This is a genomic window from Bacillus canaveralius, from assembly GCF_002860125.1.
Lineage (GTDB): Bacteria > Bacillota > Bacilli > Bacillales > Cytobacillaceae > Bacillus_BJ > Bacillus_BJ canaveralius.
This window is the reverse complement of sequence record NZ_PGVA01000001.1, coordinates 51,905-70,493: the sequence shown is the minus strand read 5'-3', so window position 1 is coordinate 70,493 and position 18,589 is coordinate 51,905. Positions and strand designations below refer to the sequence as shown.

Annotated in this window: 19 protein-coding genes and 1 riboswitch; of the genes, 4 read left to right on the top strand and 15 right to left on the bottom strand. The window is 42.2% G+C overall.

Annotated features, from left to right (window positions below; genetic code table 11):
- Positions 1-54: 54 nt before the first annotated feature.
- Together CU635_RS00300 and CU635_RS00295 are read right to left on the bottom strand one after the other, a co-directional pair.
- On the bottom strand, positions 55-537 hold the full coding sequence (locus CU635_RS00300) for a flavodoxin domain-containing protein (RefSeq protein ID WP_101575183.1): 483 nt from the start codon (positions 535-537) through the stop codon (positions 55-57).
- The gene (locus CU635_RS00295; protein ID WP_101575182.1) at positions 537-1,454 is read right to left on the bottom strand and encodes a hypothetical protein; all 918 of its coding nucleotides are present in this window, start codon (positions 1,452-1,454) and stop codon (positions 537-539) included. Before CU635_RS00295 ends, CU635_RS00300 begins: the two co-directional genes overlap by 1 nt.
- A gap of 335 nt (positions 1,455-1,789) precedes the next feature.
- Here CU635_RS00295 and CU635_RS00290 point away from each other — a divergent pair, with 335 nt between their 5' ends.
- Complete coding sequence (locus tag CU635_RS00290; RefSeq protein ID WP_101575181.1) at positions 1,790-2,614, top strand: DegV family protein; 825 nt, start codon at positions 1,790-1,792, stop codon at positions 2,612-2,614.
- A 91-nt stretch (positions 2,615-2,705) separates the two neighbouring features.
- Here CU635_RS00290 and CU635_RS00285 read toward each other — a convergent pair whose 3' ends face one another.
- From CU635_RS00285 to CU635_RS00225, 13 genes are all read right to left on the bottom strand, one after another.
- Positions 2,706-3,470 carry a VOC family protein gene (locus tag CU635_RS00285; RefSeq protein ID WP_101575180.1) on the bottom strand — a complete coding sequence of 255 codons (765 nt, stop codon included), beginning with the start codon at positions 3,468-3,470 and terminating at the stop codon, positions 2,706-2,708.
- 82 nt (positions 3,471-3,552) lie between these two features.
- Positions 3,553-4,113 carry a pyrroline-5-carboxylate reductase family protein gene (locus CU635_RS00280; protein WP_245917219.1) on the bottom strand — a complete coding sequence of 187 codons (561 nt, stop codon included), beginning with the start codon at positions 4,111-4,113 and terminating at the stop codon, positions 3,553-3,555.
- Positions 4,114-4,129: 16 nt separating this feature from the next.
- Positions 4,130-4,963 carry a MetQ/NlpA family ABC transporter substrate-binding protein gene (locus tag CU635_RS00275; protein WP_101575179.1) on the bottom strand — a complete coding sequence of 278 codons (834 nt, stop codon included), beginning with the start codon at positions 4,961-4,963 and terminating at the stop codon, positions 4,130-4,132.
- Positions 4,960-5,994, bottom strand: coding sequence for a uroporphyrinogen decarboxylase family protein (locus CU635_RS00270; protein ID WP_101575178.1), 1,035 nt, complete (start codon positions 5,992-5,994; stop codon positions 4,960-4,962). Before CU635_RS00270 ends, CU635_RS00275 begins: the two co-directional genes overlap by 4 nt.
- 77 nt (positions 5,995-6,071) lie before the next feature.
- A riboswitch (SAM riboswitch) is annotated at positions 6,072-6,181 on the bottom strand.
- A gap of 252 nt (positions 6,182-6,433) precedes the next feature.
- A complete protein-coding gene (locus CU635_RS00265; RefSeq protein ID WP_101575177.1) occupies positions 6,434-7,333 on the bottom strand; it encodes a manganese catalase family protein in 900 nt (299 codons plus the stop codon).
- A 59-nt stretch (positions 7,334-7,392) separates the two neighbouring features.
- Positions 7,393-7,617: a YuzF family protein gene (locus CU635_RS00260; protein WP_101575176.1), complete on the bottom strand. Its 225-nt coding sequence runs from the start codon at positions 7,615-7,617 to the stop codon at positions 7,393-7,395.
- A 68-nt stretch (positions 7,618-7,685) separates the two neighbouring features.
- Positions 7,686-7,973 (bottom strand): hypothetical protein, encoded by a 288-nt coding sequence (locus CU635_RS00255; RefSeq protein ID WP_101575175.1) that lies wholly within the window; start codon positions 7,971-7,973, stop codon positions 7,686-7,688.
- 152 nt (positions 7,974-8,125) lie between these two features.
- On the bottom strand, positions 8,126-9,193 hold the full coding sequence (locus CU635_RS00250) for an ABC transporter ATP-binding protein (RefSeq protein ID WP_101575174.1): 1,068 nt from the start codon (positions 9,191-9,193) through the stop codon (positions 8,126-8,128).
- Positions 9,180-10,922: an ABC transporter permease gene (locus tag CU635_RS00245; RefSeq protein WP_101575173.1), complete on the bottom strand. Its 1,743-nt coding sequence runs from the start codon at positions 10,920-10,922 to the stop codon at positions 9,180-9,182. Before CU635_RS00245 ends, CU635_RS00250 begins: the two co-directional genes overlap by 14 nt.
- A gap of 27 nt (positions 10,923-10,949) precedes the next feature.
- Positions 10,950-12,002: an extracellular solute-binding protein gene (locus CU635_RS00240; RefSeq protein ID WP_101575172.1), complete on the bottom strand. Its 1,053-nt coding sequence runs from the start codon at positions 12,000-12,002 to the stop codon at positions 10,950-10,952.
- Positions 12,003-12,701: 699 nt separating this feature from the next.
- A complete protein-coding gene (locus tag CU635_RS00235; protein WP_101575171.1) occupies positions 12,702-13,283 on the bottom strand; it encodes a 50S ribosomal protein L25 in 582 nt (193 codons plus the stop codon).
- Positions 13,284-13,371: 88 nt separating this feature from the next.
- Entirely contained in the window at positions 13,372-14,313 is a 942-nt protein-coding gene (locus tag CU635_RS00230) for a DUF1861 family protein (protein ID WP_101575170.1), read from the bottom strand.
- Complete coding sequence (locus tag CU635_RS00225) at positions 14,279-14,578, bottom strand: helix-turn-helix domain-containing protein (protein ID WP_245917217.1); 300 nt, start codon at positions 14,576-14,578, stop codon at positions 14,279-14,281. The genes CU635_RS00230 and CU635_RS00225 overlap by 35 nt, the downstream gene beginning before the upstream one ends.
- A 201-nt stretch (positions 14,579-14,779) precedes the next feature.
- On the opposite strand from CU635_RS00225, the gene CU635_RS00220 reads away from it, so the two are divergent.
- From CU635_RS00220 to CU635_RS00210, 3 genes are read left to right on the top strand one after another with little or no spacing between them, the layout of a single operon-like run.
- Positions 14,780-15,961 carry a glycosyltransferase family 4 protein gene (locus CU635_RS00220; protein WP_101575169.1) on the top strand — a complete coding sequence of 394 codons (1,182 nt, stop codon included), beginning with the start codon at positions 14,780-14,782 and terminating at the stop codon, positions 15,959-15,961.
- On the top strand, positions 15,961-17,067 hold the full coding sequence (locus tag CU635_RS00215) for a glycosyltransferase (RefSeq protein ID WP_101575168.1): 1,107 nt from the start codon (positions 15,961-15,963) through the stop codon (positions 17,065-17,067). The genes CU635_RS00220 and CU635_RS00215 overlap by 1 nt, the downstream gene beginning before the upstream one ends.
- Complete coding sequence (locus CU635_RS00210; RefSeq protein WP_101575167.1) at positions 17,060-18,139, top strand: mannose-1-phosphate guanylyltransferase; 1,080 nt, start codon at positions 17,060-17,062, stop codon at positions 18,137-18,139. Before CU635_RS00215 ends, CU635_RS00210 begins: the two co-directional genes overlap by 8 nt.
- Positions 18,140-18,589: the final 450 nt, after the last annotated feature.

Below are 18,589 nucleotides of genomic sequence, written 5' to 3'. Positions count from 1 at the left end.
AACTGCCTCTCGTTGACTGGCCCTGTTACATTTTTTTAGCAATGCTAAAATAAGCTAGCCTGCCTTCAAGGATTTCGCAAAATCATCAATATTTTCGATAGATAGGGCAGAATGGTCTGATTTAATTTTCATCAGCGATCTCACAATCATTTTTTCAAAAAAATTCATCTTGCTATAGTGAATTTCATACCCCAAAATGTCTTTTGCTTTTGCATGATGATACAGTTCCGGCGGGAATGAACCAGTAAGTTCCTTTAATCTTGTTTGCGAATCTGGTTCGGCGGCACAAATAAATAACCCGACATTTTTTTGTAAAAGCTGAGGTAAACTTTCACCTATATACTTAGTTAAGCTCTTCTGTATATTGCCTGCGTAAATTGATCCACCAAGGATAACGGTATCATATTCTTCTATTGAAGGTCTCGTCTCCTTCGCCAGATTTACTAAATCCGTTTTTTCGCCCAGCTTCGTTTTCAGTAATCTTGCAGCATTTTCTACACTGCCATGCTTCGTTGCAAAAATGATAATCGTCTTCATTAAAGTCGACGCTCCTTTCCTTGTTTAATGATACTTTTCCAGCCGACGTACTGTGGCGGCTCTTGAATATTTTTCATAACAAGATACAAACAAAAGATAATGACGATGTTAAATACAGTAAAAACTGCAATCTCTGCAAAGCTTGATTGGACCCCGGCAATGATCATTCTGATGGACATGGCGGTAATTGCCGTCAACATTGTAAATCCCTTGACAATAAAAATGGCGGCGAGCAAAAATCCGAACGGCTTTCTTTTTAGTACAAGCACTCCCGATAAAATCCCTCCCGGTACGATAAGGCCGAGATCCAGGGCTTGAATCACCAACGTTGTATAATGATCGAGCCCATAAGGAACCGTATTGTTCATTAGTGCCGGTATAATCCTGCCGAGCCACATGATCAAGATCGCTACCCCGATAAAAATAAGAAAGCTGCCAATAAATTTTACGGGCATACGCGGTTTAAAATGACCAGCCATTTTTTTCATATCAAAAGACATAATCGTTAATATGAATGCAAAAAAACTAGCGGACATCAGGATCACATAGAGGAGAAAAAACGAGTTGTAGATGGTCAGAAAAGAGTATGATGCATAGGTGTATAAAAAAAATCCCAACGTTCCGGCGAGTAAAAAACGGCCGCGAATCGATTCCCTTCTCGATAGGTAAAGGGCAATCATGAGGAGTGGAATTCCCAGTCCAAGGGTGACGATATCCTGGGCTATTTCCTGTTCAGCACCTGAAACAGAATCATTTTTATAAATTCCTTTCCCATAGAGCTGGATCGTTTCACCGGACAATGTGGTAAATTGATGCGGTCCGGAGCCAGCGCTTGAAAATATTCCATAAGTTGAAGCAACCAACGATAAAACAAGTAATAATAAGGTCAGAATACTTATTGATTTTTTATATTTCATCACAAAGACCTCCTTCCTCTTGAAATTTTCAAAAATAATGCACCTTCGTGAATAACTTCACAAGTAAGCTTAAAAAAAGATAAGTTTATCTTTCGTCCCATTACCACCCCTTTGGTGCATAATAAATTTGTTGTTCTTAACTTTATTTTATCATCCTCGTAGCGAAATTTTCTTAACCAAGACACATGTCACAAAGGTTTCATACATTCATTATCAACGAGCGCCTGACCCTCACTTAAAAAAATTCAATAAAGGATTGAAGCTATAATTTATGGTGATAATCACAGACCTGTTATACTTTAATTAAATATTACATTTTTAGGGGCGGGATCGGAATGATCAAAATTATTACGGACAGCTCGGCAGATTTGCCAAAGGAATTGTTAGACCGATACGACGTTGCTGTCGTTCCTTTAAAAATTCAATTAGAAAATGAAGAGTTTTTAGAAGGGATTAACTTAACGCCAAAAGAATTTTTCGTCAAAATGTTTTCTTCAAGCGAGCTTCCGAAAACATCACAGCCATCGCCTGCAGCTTTCGCAGAAGTCTTTAACAAATTTGAAAAAAACGATGAACTGCTTTGCCTGACCATTTCTTCGGGATTGAGTGGGACCTATCAATCAGCTCTTCTCGGCAAAGATATCTCCAACAGAAATGTAACGGTTTTCGATACACTGGCTGGCTCTTTATCTCATGGCCTCCAAGTTGTCAGGGCTGCAGAGCTTGCAGAAAAAGGCCATTCAATGGAAGAAATCGTTGAAAACCTGGCAGAATACAGGAAAAACATGAACATTCTGATTCTCCTCGATACACTCGAAAACATCGTAAAAGGTGGACGCTTGAGCAGATTCCAGGGTTCTGTTGCGAAAATCCTTAATATTAAAGTGATTTTAGAGGGTATTAACGGCGTCGTAGAAATGAAGGAGAAAATTCGCGGCACGAAGAAATTTCATAAAAGAACAATCGAAATCATTAGCGAAAGGAAAGCAGATTTCTCGGATACCATTTTTGGGATTACGCACACTGGCAACGAAGATGATGCAGAACTGATGAGACAAGAAATCATTCAAAACTTTAATCCTAAAGACGTAATTGTGCATTATATGGGGGCCACCATGGGCACTTACGCAGGGAAAAATGGAATGATTATTTCTTTCTAGCACAGTATAGAAGAAGCAGGAAACCTATTGGTGTCCTGCTTTCTTCGCTCGTAAATCTCAAGTTCCGCTCATTAATCGTAACTTCATAAGATCAAAAAACGTATTCAGCTTCCCCGATTTTTATCGTTTTGCCTTTCAAATCATTTGCGTCCGTGTTAAAAACAAGCTGTGTTAACTGATTGGCAGCCCCCTGTTTGAAAATAAACGACTTGCCGCTAATCCCAAGCGTTACAGAGGAATCGCCCGTTTCGATAACTGACAGCCCGAATAGCATTTGCCAATGTGCCGCGACAGCAGCCGGGTCCTGCACGTGGAAAACCGCTTGATCGAGTGAAACATCACCGGCCGAATGGGGCTGGATAATCCCTGATGCTGTGAGATTTTCCAAACGATCTTCGTCGCTGCCTTTCCACTGGATCACAAATGGGTAGACAAGACCCTGAAAATCACCCTCAATCGTCATCATCCGCCATTCAATCAATTGGCCGAGCGTGTTTAAACGTTTTCCATCAATGATGGGTGACAGTTTTAACCCGTTTGCTTTCAATGTAGCAGCTGTATCTTCGATATCGTCGGTACGGATGGCAACGCGGCTGAAGGCTTCATTTGCCGGCAACATCTTGATTGCATCCTTGACGACCACGTTTGACGGATCGGCTTTGACGACTAATTCACGGTTTTCAATGGCCAAAAACTCTATATACGTCAAGCCAAAATAGCTGAGGGCATTGTATGTGCCCCACTGCTTATGCGAACCGCCTTTGAATGCAATCAGTCCGTTTTCTTTAAACATTTCAATCGCGTTTTCCAGGTCGTTTACATAATGAACGGTATGGTCCCAATGTAACGTCGTCATTGCTGATGTCCTCCTAGTTCAGTTGTCCGCTTCACGGCTGCCAGGACACTTCGCTGCAATCCCGCCGCGAAGTCACTGTTGTTTAATTCATAGAGGGCATTGATCCCGACGCCGCCGGGTGAATTGCCACGCCGAACCCTGTAAAAATGTCAATCAGTGATTCATCAAGATATTGCACTTTGCCAAAGCCGTTTAGGAAGGTGTCAACTTGCTCTTTGGAAGCATAGTCATTCAATGCTGCACCGCTGTACCCTAACCCTGTATCAGTCAAGGTATTTGGGATACAACGGATGATTGGACGGTCAGATCCGAAGTAGCTGCCGAGTTTTTCAATCGTCACACCAGCAACGATTGATAAAATGGTCGCATCCGGTGCTGCAAATTGGCGGATAGTCCTGCCCAATCCGGCTAGGTCATCCTGTGGACGAACAGCAATAACGACCAGGTCGGCCTCAGCTACGGCAGTTTCTTGTGAAGCAGGGCATTGAATACCATATGATTCACAGAGAAGCAGGGCCCGACTTTCATTAATATCGGTAACGCTAATATCGCCAGCCGCCACTGTCCGGTTGGCCACAACAGCACGTATCATCGCTTCAGCCATTTGGCCTCCGCCGATAAAATGTATGCGTTTCTTTCCCATTTTACTCAAGTCCTTCCTAATTATTTTTCCATGCCTCCGGTAAAATGAAACCATCATATTTGCTTTCAGAATTGATATATTCTTCAAATTCACTCGATTCGTAAGCTGCTTTCAAGTCTTTTGCCCATTGTGTGTCTTTATCTTTCTTATTGATCGATACAATATTTCGGTGTTGTTTCGGAGTATTTTCAATCTTCAGCGCATCGGTAATTTTCTTGCCGGCATTGGCAATGTAGTTCCCATTCACTACACCATAATCTACATCCTCCAGCGATACCAAAATTTGAGCTGGATCCAATACTTCGAACTTAATTTCATACTGATCTGGTTCTACGCTGTTCAAGTTAAAATCAGTTATACCGGCATCGGATTTCACTTTTACCCAACCGAGTTCTTCCAAAATTCGTACAGCACGTTCCTGATTAACCGGGTCATTTGGCAGTGCCACTGTTGTACCATCTTTAACTTCATCAAGGGATGTGTGCTTTTTGGAGTATAAACCTTGCGGTGCACTTGGTATAAAGGCTATGCCCGTCATATCCATGTTTTTCTCTTCATTAATTCCCTCCATGTAGGCAGTACTTTGGAAAACACTCGCATCGATTGAGCCTTCCTGCATCGCCGGGTTTACCTGCATGTTTTGCGAAAATGTCTTAATATTCACTTTATACCCTTTTTCCTCAAGAATCGGTAAAATACCTTTGCGGAATTGGTCTTCATACGTTCCAACCCCAAAGCCGACATTAATTTCCTTTTTATCTTCGGCAGCTGAATTTGTCTTCGATTCATTCCCACACGCCGCCAGTATCAATACCATTCCTAATAAAACAGTAATAATTAATTTTTTCATTCCATTGTCTCCTTTTCCAATACTGACTGTCGTAACTGTATTAAAGCTTCATCCGTTACATTGACGGGAATCGAACAATTTGGTGCCAAAATAAATGGTTGATTTGCCATAATGCTCAGAGCTTCCTCAGCTTGGGCATGAATCCGGCCAATATCATTTGCCGCAAACAACGCGTGGTCAACACCACCTATTTTTGTCGCGTTCAATGCTGCGTCGAGATCAGGATTGCCTGCCGCCTTTGTGTCCCAGCTGATCCCATCAATTGGGTAGTCGCTAAACCTCTCGGGTTGGGCATGTGCCCCGCAGGTGTGCAGGATTCGCTTCCCTTGCTGGGCCGCTTCCAGCACAATCAGATCATAAGGTCTGGAAAACTCATTGAAGGCAGCCGCCTCAAACATATCCGGGTTAGCAGTACCGGTTACAGCGTAGAAGATGCCATCTGCGCCGGCACGATTCAATTCTATTACATAATCCGCCAATGTCATCGCAATTGCATGTAAGGCATGATGAACACCGGTTCTTTGTTCTGACAATAATGCTGCAATGGTTACAGGATTTTCACTGCCATAGACCGTATCATTCACATAAGCCGACTGGCCAGCCAGGAATAACAGCACCGTTAATGGTGAAAAGATCGTTTGGACAAGCGGAGTATCAGGCAGCCCTTGACGAATTTGTTTTACAGCCTCCAATTGCTCTTTTAATGGCGTGGATTCTATAGCTTTTTTTTCATGAATATCCCAAACATCTGAAGCTTTTTGGATGACTGCGCGTGTTTGTTTCGGAAAAACCGATCTATAATCCTGAAAATCGTATGTATTGCCCCAGGATTCTGCGTAATAGGTTGCCCGCGGATTGATTTTGACCCAGTCCCAATCGAACTGCTTCGTAAAAGCAACGGTCGCTTCTGCTAAGTCTTTAGCATTCTGTTCTTTGTCTAAAATATGGCGCCAGCCGCTGACTATTGGGCGGTCTGCCCGTTCACCGGACAATAAAGCTGCAAAACGTTGTTTCTTGTTCCATTCGCCCACTACTATATCCCCTCCTTTTCCGCAGTAAAAAACCCTTCTTAAATCATTAAGAAGAGTAAGATGTCCTGCAAAGACGCCTCTTATCTTCCAAGCCTTGCGCTTGTTGGAATTAGCACAGTACTCCCTTAAAAAGAGTCCGCTGCCGAGGTTTCACCGGGCCAAATCCCTTCACCTCTCTAGATAAGAAAACCAAGTAATTTAATAAGATTAATAAGATAATAGCATTTGAGAAATAAACCGTCAATTGAATAACCTCATAATTTCATAAGTTCGAAACTTTGCCACAAATAAGTTTGCATTGCGAAACAATTCCAAAAAAAACTCTCAAATGCAACAAAGCTTGTTCCGCAAATTCTCTTCATAGGCCGTTCTCCTGCTGAACGGCTTTTTGAATAAAGCAAAAAACCCTTTCCAATGGAAGGGTCATATTTTCTAATAATTAATCTGACTTAACATTGCTCATTAATCGTTTTAAGACTTTTTGATAGTCATCGCGATCAATATCAGGGGCAAATTCTTCAGGTAATTCTTCAAAGTCTGGAACCGGGGCTCCTTCCGGCATTCCATCGATAACTCTTAGCAGTTCTCCGGTTTCAGGATTTCTGCCTTTCCAAATTCTATTTATGTCGCGATATTCCGGTTCTCCCCAAGTATATAGTACATTGGCCAAACCTTGGGCAATAAATTTTTTGGCATGATCGAATTTGTCATTTCCCAATCTTGGCAACGGGACCATTTTACCTACTTCGACTCCAGTTGCCACTTCAAGAGCCTTAGCATAAGCAAGAATATGAGTTCCACCACGAACCAGCAGGTAGCCTATCAGCTCCCGTGCAACTAGATTATCCGTCATCTCATATACGCGCATTTTATGTGTTCTTGCGCCAATTTCCAGCAGATAATTGGCCAGTAAATCAGCAACCAAATTTCCGGAATTATTCACGTATTCACCATTCCACGGCCTTCCCATTGAATCTCCCGGATAGGCTGTTTGGGCGGTTGTCGTAAAGTAGAGAGAATACCTGGCATCTTTCCCATTTTGTAAGGGTGCCATGTCCGGATCCCCCGGAAATGTATTTCCGTAATTTAATAGATTGATCGTATTCGCCACCAATTCAACATGGCCAAATTCCTCTGCCGTAATGCTTGCAATCAAATCATAAAACGGCCGCAATTTCTTCTTGCCGCGAAAATTAAACGATTGAAACATATAATTGTTCAGCGTCGACATTTCACCGAATTTTCCACCCAATAAATCCTGGACAGCCGAGGCTGCATTGGCATCTCCATGTTCCGGTCTCGGAAGCTCTATGGCAATCCTGTTAACCCGCTTCATCATCGTACCCACCCCCGATATTAGGTTTATCCTATTTTATGCTTATGTCGGGGCAGTTTGTCTTATTCTCTTTTCATCCTTGGATTCGGAACCACCCAGATGATTTGCTGTGTTCGAATAAAGAATGGGTTTCCTCCCATTTCAACAACAATATGATCTGGTTTCACATTTCTCAATGTACCTCTAACTGAGCCGCGCACTGTTTGCACCACAACTGGATTTCCCACAACAGACATTAATGTTTGATAAACATATGGATCACTGACATTCCAGGCAGTGTTGTTCATATTCTCCACTCCTTTGTATTCTCTTGCATTCTGTATTATATGCACAAAGAATCGGAATGGGGATTTGTCTAGATTTGAGCAGCAAAGAAGTTTCCTGGTTGTTCCACATAATTGGGGCACTGCGGTGACAAAAGAATAAATGGTAGTTCCTTAGTCTCTGCCAGCTTCGGTAGCCCATTCCTTTTAAGAAACTCTACATTATTGCCACGCTCTCCGACTCCATGAAGAAATAGGACAAGCGGATAAGCCTTCTCCTGGTCAAAATGGTAGTCTTCCGGCAAATGTAATAGATAATCTAAGTTGACTTGTTTTCTTACGATAATTTCTTCTTGAAATCGACCGGCTGTTTGCTTCATGTTAATCCTCTCTTCTTGAAAAAATAAAGTGTAAAGCTGCCTAATAGATTAGGCAGCTCAGCAACAATTCTGATTGTTGTCACTTTATCACATTCATCTCTTTTCCGAAACAAAGTCAGCTTACCCTGAAAACTGAGCTCCAAAAGTGCAGATCAAATGGATATCGCTGTTTCCTTCACACCAATGTTTACTTTCAAGCTAACCTTATCCCCAGGAATAAAGCGTTTATTAAAAACTGATGAATATACACTAAACGTCTGATCATTCACTAGTACACTATAATGAATTTCATTTCCCTGAAACTGGGCGAAAAGTATTTCTCCCGTTACTTCGCCTCGCTCCGCTTCGATGACTACCCATTGTTCGGGCCTGATCGGGTATAGATGTTGCTTTTTGAGTTCGACCGAAGTTCCCATATCCGGCCAGCTGACATGTGGAAAACCATCAGGAATAAAGGTATCGATATTGATCCATTTTCCGGTTATTAAATTGCTTTTTCCAACAAAAGTGGAAACAAACACAGTTCTGGGTTTCGTATAAATAGCTTCCGGCGGGTCAACTTGCTCAATTTCACCTTTATTCATGACCACAATTCTGTCCGACATAGCGAGAGCCTCACTTTGATCATGGGTAACGTAGACAACGGTTGTGCCCAACTGCCGGTGAATTCCCTGAATTTCTTTACGCATTTCCATCCTTAGTTCCGCATCGAGCGCACTGAGTGGTTCATCCATAAGCAATAAAGCCGGGCGGGGGACGATCGCCCTTGCTAAAGCAACGCGCTGGCGCTGGCCTCCCGACAGTTCGGAAGGATATCGGTTCTTTAAATTCTCAAGGCCGACCATTTCAAGCGTCTCGCTAACACGGCCAGCCTGTTCCTGTCTATCTTTGATTTTCCCATAACGATGGTGTTTAAGCGGAAAATATACATGCTCGGCGACTGTCATGTGCGGCCAGAGGGCGAAAGATTGAAATACCATACTAATATTTCGTTTTTCTGGTGGAACAAGCTTGTAGGGACCGGCAACGAGATCATCATGAATCGTGATCTCACCGGATGAAGGTTTCATAAATCCTGCCAAAAGCTTGAGCAAAGTAGTTTTACCACAGCCGGAAGGTCCCAGTATTGCGACAAATTCTTGCTCACGAAGTTTGAGATTAATATTTTTTAGTGCTGTGTACCCTCCATACTTCTTGCTTACCTCATTAATGTGTATCATCGTTCTTTATCACCCGCTTCTTCCAAACTTTTTCGACGAAAATAAACAAAATCCCGAGCAGCAGGATCGCCAGCACAATCATACTCGAAAAAGCTGTTGAAAATGTACTGTAACCAGCCTGTTCAAAACTAAAAATGACAACCCCAATTGTTTCCGACCCGCTTGACCACAACAAACTTGAAACTGTTAATTCTGTTAAAGCGGTTAAGAATACAAGCAACGCGCCTCCCATTACACCAGGCAATAGCAGCGGCACAAGGATCTTTCTCCACTTCGCCAGCCATCCTGCACCAGCTGTCAAAGCTGCTTCTTCCATCGAAGGATCAATCTGTGAAAATGCAGTTAAGCTGCCGCGCATTTGCAGAACGGTAAACCTTGTAATATAGGCAATTAATAAAATCCAAACAGTCCCATACACACCGGGCTGCCATCCTCGGATCGGCTGCAGCCACATGAGGATAATTGAGAGTGCAAACACAGTACCAGGAAGAGCATAAGGAATCGTAACCATCATCTCGGTTATGCGAATAAACACAGATGGATGTTTAAAGCGCAAATAAGCAATGGTCGTCCCGATTACGAGACAGCAAAGCATCGCAACCAGAGCAAGGGTAACACTGTTGGTAACTGCATTTATCGTTTTAGCATCTTCAAACAATAGATATTGATAGTTTTTCAAGGAAAGGTTTTCCCAGCGAAAAGATAAACCATAGGCTTTAAGAAAAGACGTTGCAGCCATCGTCAGAAAAGGGATCAGGCTTGTACAAAGCAAAAAAGTCCAGAGAGTGAACTCAACAGTCGAACGCCAACCGTTTGAAAGAAAATAGCGGGGTTCCATGTCCCGGCTCGCCGTTTCATGAACCTGGCTTTTTCTAATAATCAACCACTGAAGCACCGTCCCGATTAAAGCAATCAATCCCAGTAGAACAGACAAAACTGCCGCCCTCGCAAATGCTGTCGGCCCGTAACCTATGACCTGTTCATAAATATATGTACTTAGTACACGAATGTTGGCCGGAATTCCGAGTAAAGCAGGAATTCCAAAGTTATCAAGGTTAGACAAAAAAGCCAGCAGCCCTCCTCCGGCTATGCCAGGCAGTGCCATCGGGAAAACAATCTTCGTAAAGATCGTCCACTTTGCTGCTCCCCCTGCGCTGGCCGCCTGTTGCAGTTCCCGGGGGATTTTTCGAAAAACTTCTATACTCAATAAATAAACAAGCGGATAATGGGACAGCCCTAACACTAGAATAATTCCTTCCATACTATATAAATTAAAGATTGGCCCGTCCGAAGAAAATAACGCTGCAAGTGGGCCATTTTTGCCGAAAAACTGTACCCAAGCCAGGGTTGTAATATAGGAAGGAATGATAAACGGCATAAAAATAAATAATTGTATCCATTTCTTTCTGCGTAAATTTACATAGGCCATCATCCAGGCGAGGCTTACACCTAACACTGATGAGAGAAAAGTACTCGCTATCGTAATCCAAAGCGTATTCTTTATCGTTGTCCATGTTACTGCTTCTGCTAAAACCTCCTGATACAGATTGAGACTGAGGTTCCCTTCCGAGACAACACTCAACCATACCAAACGGCATACAGGCAGTAAAAATAGAAATGTAATCAATGAGAAGCCCAATATTCCCGACCAGCTCCGAAAAATAGAAGAAAAGGAAAACGAGTAAAACGTTCTCGCTTTCCTTAATGAACTTTGATATGGTGGAATCATTTTCTCCACTCCTCTAGTGTTGCCAAGTTATTGACCAACTGTTTGTTCAAACTGTCTTTTATCATCTTCTCTTGATTGAAAAAGTTCGTTAATATCCGCAGAAATGACTTTCAACTCATCGATTGTTTTCAATCCTTCCGGAGCCTCGACACCCTCACGAATCGGTGTATATCCTAGCTCAGCAGCGAGTTTCTGGCCTTCTTCAGATAAAACAAAGTCGACAAACGCCTTGGCTGCAGCTTCATTTTGCGAATCTTTCATAATCCCAATCGGTTCTGTTATAACAGGTACGCCCTCTTGCGGATAAACAAGTTCAACCGGTGAACCTTCTGATTTTGCACGGGCAACAACAAAATCGACAACCATTCCGTAATCCTTTTCTCCACCCGCAACACTTTTAAGAACATCACCATTGCCCTTCGTCACTGTCACTTCATTGGAGCTGATTTTTTCATAAAAGTCCCAGCCAAAATCATCGTGGCGTGTTAGTACGCCTAAATTATATGCTGCAGCACCCGAGTATAATGGACTCGGCATAATGACCTTTCCTTTAGATTCTGCTGAGGTCAAAACATCCCAGCTCGACGGCATTTTATTTACGTTTTCTGTGTTAACAACGAGCGCTGTTGCCATTACTTTAGTGCCGTAGTAAGTGCGATCAGGATCAACCAAATCTTTCGAAATCCCTTCTGCTTCCGGTGATTCGTAAGACAAAAGCAAATCCTCTTCCTTCAGGCTTTCAAAAGTGACAGCATCCGCCACTAACAGTACATCAGCCTGGATATCACCAGCCAGTTGTTCCGCCTTGATTTTTGAAATAACCTCTTCTGTACCTGACCGGAAGGTTTCTACCTTTACTTTAGGATATTTTGCCTGGAACCCTTCCACTAATTTAGCAGCATCTTCATCAGGCTGCGATGTATAGAAGTTCAACGTTCCTTCCAATTCGGCTTCATTAGCTTCAGCTGTAGTGTCGGAAGCAGCCCCGCCGTCATTAGCAGAAGAGCTTGAATTATTTCCGCAAGCTGCTGTTATTGTCATTAATACTGCAACGATAAAAGTCATCGCCCATTTACGCATATTTATTTTTCCCCCTTAAATCATTGGTTGATTGCCAGTTTTCTGACACAGGTTTTTTCGGTTATGGTAAGTCCTAACTCGATTGGAGAAATCGGGATATACCCTTCGTGCCAAAAAAGTTAGTTTCTTTCATTCTGAAAAACTTTTAAATGCAGGAGCTGGTCCTTGCGCCAATGATAGACCTGGCCTAGTGAATCATTTAACCCAACGTGTATGTATTTTCTACTTAAGCATAAAAAACATATATTAAGCTGATTTAATGAAAAGATATAAAGATTGCAAATTTTTATTAAGATAAGATCGGTAGAAATCATCAGAAAAGCCGAATTTTCTGGAGAATTGCTGATAGTTGTAAATTATTTGTAAATTCTTTACGTTTGCTTAAAATACACAGAATTTTGAGGATGAAATACGAAGATGACAACTAAAATGCTTTCTTGAAGAGTGCTTGATACATCTTCCCTCCTTTATTGCTTAGGATATGCTAATTACCTCTGTAAATATTTGACTACCGAAGGTTGTTACGGCACTTCGTAACAACACTCGAGCCTATAGTGCTCGGAGCTAGACAGTATCAAATTTCAAAGATAAAAATTCTGATAGTAAAAAAAAATCCCCTCAAAGCAGCAGTGTCTAGGTTCATGGAACCATGAATTTTCACACTTTCTGCCGTAAGGAGATGTAACCACATTCTCTATATTATATTTGGACGGGATCTGTTTCTTCTACTTCCTCGTGAACCGTTTTGATCTGAATCATAACAGCATTCGGATCAGTCAATACTTCAATTCCATCCTTGAAAATCAGGTCAGAAACGAGAAGCTGGTCGCCAGAAGCAAGGCCGCTTATATCCACTTCCATTGAAGTCGGCAAATCATCAGGCATACAGCGGACTTCTACTTCATACATTTCCACCTGCAGTACCCCACCAGATTTCACGCCGATTGCCTCTCCTGAAAAATGGATGGTAACTTTGCTATCCATGCTTTTAGCCATGTTCACATGTTGAAAGTCAATATGCAACAATTTGCCCGACAAGGTTTCCCTTTGAATGTTCTGAACAATGACCGGAATCACTTTTTCATCGGATGTCTTGCCCTGCAGAATAGCCCGTGGATTTTTTTTCAAAATGTCCAGTATTTCTTTTTCATTAACTTCTAATGATAAAGTATCTTTACCAATCCCATACAACACAGCCGGGATGCGTCCCTGTTTTCTTGCTAGTTTCATGTGGGACTTTGTTTCACCAGTGCGCTTGTTTAATAGAATAAATTTACTCATTTGTTTGTTCCCGCTCTCTTTTGACCATAAATTCTTGTCATATTGATTATAACATGACCATAGAATCTAGTCAAATAAGCCATTCTCATTATTCATATTCGATAAAAGGATCAGGGATTTCAATCTGATAAGCCTCGGCATCACTAACGCCAACGGAAAGCACTGCTCGGCCATTGCCCGACCGTATAAGTCCACCGCTAAAAATAACATCCTCTAGCTCTGGCCGTTTGCCGGGGCCTCTTGGAAAATCACTTCTTGCAGCAATAATTTTTATAGGTGTTTTCTCACAGGTTTCGGGGTTTATCGAAAAAACCATAGAATAATAGTGCTTGTTACCTAATATATCAAGGCAGGCTATATGCCCGAGAACGCCCACATGACCATTCCTCAATAAATGCGCTTCGTTCGCACCTCCCCAATCTTCGGGAACAAATTGATCTTGAAGTATTTCTGCATCAATGAAGGTTTGCTCATTGAGCTCCTCTAAAGAATCGATTATAGTAAATCCGATTTGCCCTCTTCCGCCTCTTGCTCCTTGCGGCCTTGTAAATACGCCTACCCTGCCATCCGCAAGCTCAATTAGGCGAATATCCTTCATCGTACCGGGTCCAGATGAAAAGTGACGTAACGAATCAATTTGAAACCCACGATAAAATTGAGTGATCCATGACACAATCTTCCCAGGATTATCGGCTGCAGTGATGACTTCAACTCCGCCAACAATTAATTCACCCTTGATGATGGTTGTGCATGGATCCTGTAAATTATAGGTATGTGTATGTTTACGGGGACTCCAAATCTGATTGTCGCATGTAAAAAAGAAGACTTGAGAGAACTCACTATCACGTTCCTCAACTCTTCCTAAGATCACTTCCTCCCCGTCAAATCGAAACGGGGCCGTTATATTATATACATCTCGATTTCCAACCCCAGAGAACGCTAACTTCTCCACTTTCGTTAAACGGGGCTTCGCATAAAATTTATCCAGAAGCTGTTTACAGGTTTCCGTTTTTATCGGTTTCCTTGTCATTGCCGTCCTCCTCATGATCAATCGATTGATCTATCGTGCAATCACTTTCTTCATCCTCTTCGATTCTAATGAGCTGTCCCGGCTGGACATTAAAATATAGACAAAGCTTTAACAACAAATCCCTGGGATACTGTACCATCTCATCCTTATACATTCGACGAACGGAATCAAAGTGGTAATTAACATCTTTTGCAAGCTTACGTATAGATAATTTTGGATCGTGATTTTCCATAACTTCATTCAATTTACTGCGTATGACTGCCATACATGCACCTCCTACATTAATATATATGGAGAATGGTGGAGAGTCAATAAAATTGACAAGAAAAAATGGTCATGTTATAGTGTGAACAGGAAATAATTTGAATTTACAGAAAATAAAATACCACTTTCCCTATAGAAAATAAAGACTTCTTTATCTTCTTTTTTTTACCCAAAAATCGCGACAATTATGGAGGCTCTTTATATGAAAAATTCAAGCAACAATCGGAATATCGTTTTTCTAGGAACCAGCCTGCCGCGAGAATGCGGCATTGCTACATTTACACAAGATTTATTAGATGAATTCGAACACATTCAAGGCTTCAATAAACCTCGTATCATTGCAATCAACAACAACGAAACTTACCACTATCAGGAGCAGGTGATGAGGGAAATTGACCAGTACAAGCTGTCGGATTATATAGATACGGCTGATTATCTTGACTTGTCAGACGTTGATCTTCTCGTTATCCAGCATGAATTCGGTATTTATGGCGGAGAAAGCGGGGAGTATTTGATTCCATTCGTCGAGAGACTGAGTATTCCGTATATCGTCATTTTTCATACCGTCTTGACTAAACCTTCTGCCAAGCAGCGACACATCATGAATCGAGTTGCGGAACTAAGTGTTAAAGTCGTAACGATGGCGAAGTCTAGCGTAAAGGATTTGATCTCTATTTATGGAATTGATGCCACAAAAGTCACTTTCATTCACCATGGCGTGCCTTATGTCAAAACCGAATCAAGATCAAAGCTTAAAGAACAATATGGCTTTGCGAATCGAAAAGTTTTATCCACCTTCGGCTTTCTAAGTCCTGGCAAAGGAATTGAATATAGCATAGAGGCAATGCGCGAAGTGGTTAAACAACATCCGGATTCTCTCTATATCATTTTTGGGAAAACACATCCGGTAGTCAAACAAGAAACAGGCGAGGTATACAGACAAAAGCTGATGGATCTTGTGAAAGAATTCGATTTAAATCATAACGTTCTCTTCGTCGACAAGCTATTGACGCAGGAAGAAGTCATTCAATCGCTTGTCATGTCAGACGTCTACATAACTCCTTATTTAGGCAAGGATCAGGCCGTTAGCGGCACTTTGGCATACGGAGTCGGTTATGGAAGGGTCATAGTTTCCACTCCTTACCGATATGCCGAGGAAATGCTGGCAGAGGGCAGGGGCTTACTGGCAAACTTCCGAGATTCTGCCTCCTTGGAAGCTTGCATCCTCCAATTACTGGACAACCCTACTATGATAAAAGAAATGGAAAATCGCACACTTGAACTCGGAAGAACCATGCTGTGGAGCGAAATCGCGAAAACCTATGCCACAATATTCCAAGAGAAAATAACGATTTCAGAGTTAGCTAATAGGAGTGTGATTTGATGGGAGTACAAACGATACTACAGTTTAAGTCCGATTATATGCGCAGGATAACGGATGATACAGGAATTTTTCAGCATACCAAGTTTGGAGTTCCCGATCGCTCGATGGGCTATACGACAGATGATAACGCACGGGCATTAATCGCAGCCGTTTTATTGTATAGCAGCAAAAAAGATTCAGTCACGTTGGACCTGATTCATACTTATATTTCCTTCATTCATCACGCTCAGAATGCCGATGGAAACTTTAGAAACTTTATGGATTATAACCGTTCATTCGTTGAGGATAGCGGCTCTGAGGATTGTCAAGGACGCACGCTGTGGGCGCTTGGATTCACGCTCACCCATTCCTCCTCCCTGCCCGATAATTTGCTAAACACCTGCCGTTATTTAATCAATCAGGCATTACCGCATATCGATGCGCTCGGATCTCCACGTGCTCAAGCCTATGCCATAATCGGTCTAAGTTACCTGATAGAAACGCCTAATGCTTTAACTTACTCCTTTCCATATCTCCACACGCCAAGCACCGCAGATGAGAAGGTAATTCTGCCCAGAGCATTCATTATCGATCTGATCGAAAATATGGCGGTCCGACTGCACAATCAATATACCCGCAATAAGGGGAATGGTTGGAATTGGTTTGAAGACAGCCTTACCTACGGAAACTCGATGCTTCCATGGGCACTATTAAAAGCATTCCGTATTACAGATAAAGTTAGTTTGAGGGACACGGCCAAGGAAAGCTTGGATTTTCTAGCATCCAAAACCTACTCTGAAGAAGGATATTATAAGCCGATTGGCAGCCACGGCTGGCTGCTGCGAGACGGAAAGGCCGTTCCCTATGACGAACAGCCGATTGAAGCATGTGAAATGCTTCTTGCTTGTAAGGAAGCTGCGATCGTGCTCGAAGACACCGCTTATCTGAAGCAAGCAGCCTTATGCTATGAATGGTATTTAGGAAATAATTCATTAAAAACCCCTCTAATTGATCCTCAAACCGGGGCTTGTTATGACGGCATCCATTCGACGGGGTTGAACCTTAATCAAGGCTCAGAGAGTATCATTTCCTTCTCTATTGCCCATTTGGTGATGCATCATGAATAAATTTGCTACTATCCTTGCGGGCGGGGGCGGAACCCGCTTTTGGCCGCTGTCCAGACAAGAGATTCCGAAGCAGCTTCTAAATATTAGCGGAAACGATATTATGTTAAATGATACCATCGAACGATTCAAAGGCATTATCCCTCAGGAAAATACAGTAATCGTGACGAATCGTTCTCAAGCTGTATTGCTGGAGAGTATCATGCATAGCAGTGTATCGAAACGCAACATTTTGATCGAGCCTGTTGCGCGAAACACGGCTGCAAGTATACTTTTTGCGGCGTTATCAATAGAAAAATCCCACGGTGATTCTTTAATGGTCGTATTGCCTTCCGATCATTATATAACGGATGAAGAACAATTCCGGATTACGCTGGACGAAGCCTGTACAGTCGCGATGGAAACGGACAAAATCGTAACCATCGGAACTAAACCGACATTCCCTTCTACCGGCTACGGCTATATCGCCTTTGATAAAGAGCCCATTGCTTCGAATCCTGTGGCCGTATACGAAGTAGCAGAATTTGTAGAAAAACCGAGCTTCCAGAAAGCGCAAGGCTATCTGTCGTCAGGTAATTATTTGTGGAATAGCGGTATGTTCATTTGGAAAACATCCGTTATTATTGAGAATTTCAAGCGTTATCTGCCCCGGCTGTATAAGACGATGCTTCCAATCAGCGATTATCTGGGTACGGAGCAGGAAGAGGAAATCATTAATAAGATTTATCCGACGCTTCAAAACATTTCGATTGATTACGGCATTCTTGAGCGCTCCGATGAAGTCGTTGTTCTGTCTGGTCAATTTGGCTGGAATGATATCGGCAGCTGGGATGCGCTTGGCGCGATCTTCCCACCGGATCAATCGGGCAACATTATAAAAGCGAATCACATGGGAATAGATACACGCAATTCGATCATATATGGAAACGGCAGACTAATCACGACAATAGGAGTAGACGGCTTCATCATTGCGGACACCGAGGATGCACTATTAATCTGTCCCAAGGACAAAGCGCAGTCTGTCAAAGAAATCGTCGAACTGCTGAAGGAAAATGGAATGGCCGAATATATTTAGGGAAAACAAAGAAAAACCGGGCAAAAAAACAACAATGTTTTAATTTGCTTCATGAAATGAATAAAAAACTGAGCTATACCTGCCTATTAGCATCTGTTAAATCACTATTAGGTTGTCTAATATCATTTAAATAAAGCTGCTACTGCTTTTGAGGTCGAGGTAAGATCGGAACGACTTTCTGGAGGCTATAAGACCTCGGAGTTAAGCATCGTCCACCTCGTCCTGTAAATGCGAATTGTACGTTAATGAAATCAACAGATTGTACTCACGCCAGAATGCATCCCTACAGTATTGAAACGGGGATAACTACTTCAGACTTGAGAACTGGTGGTTAGCTTTCATAGAGCTTCCTGTCAGTTGCTCTTCTTTTATCCATAATTTGGATTTAAATTAGAATAGGTGTGTTTGCCTTACTCTAAAATCCAAAAAAACTATTTGACATAGTACGCT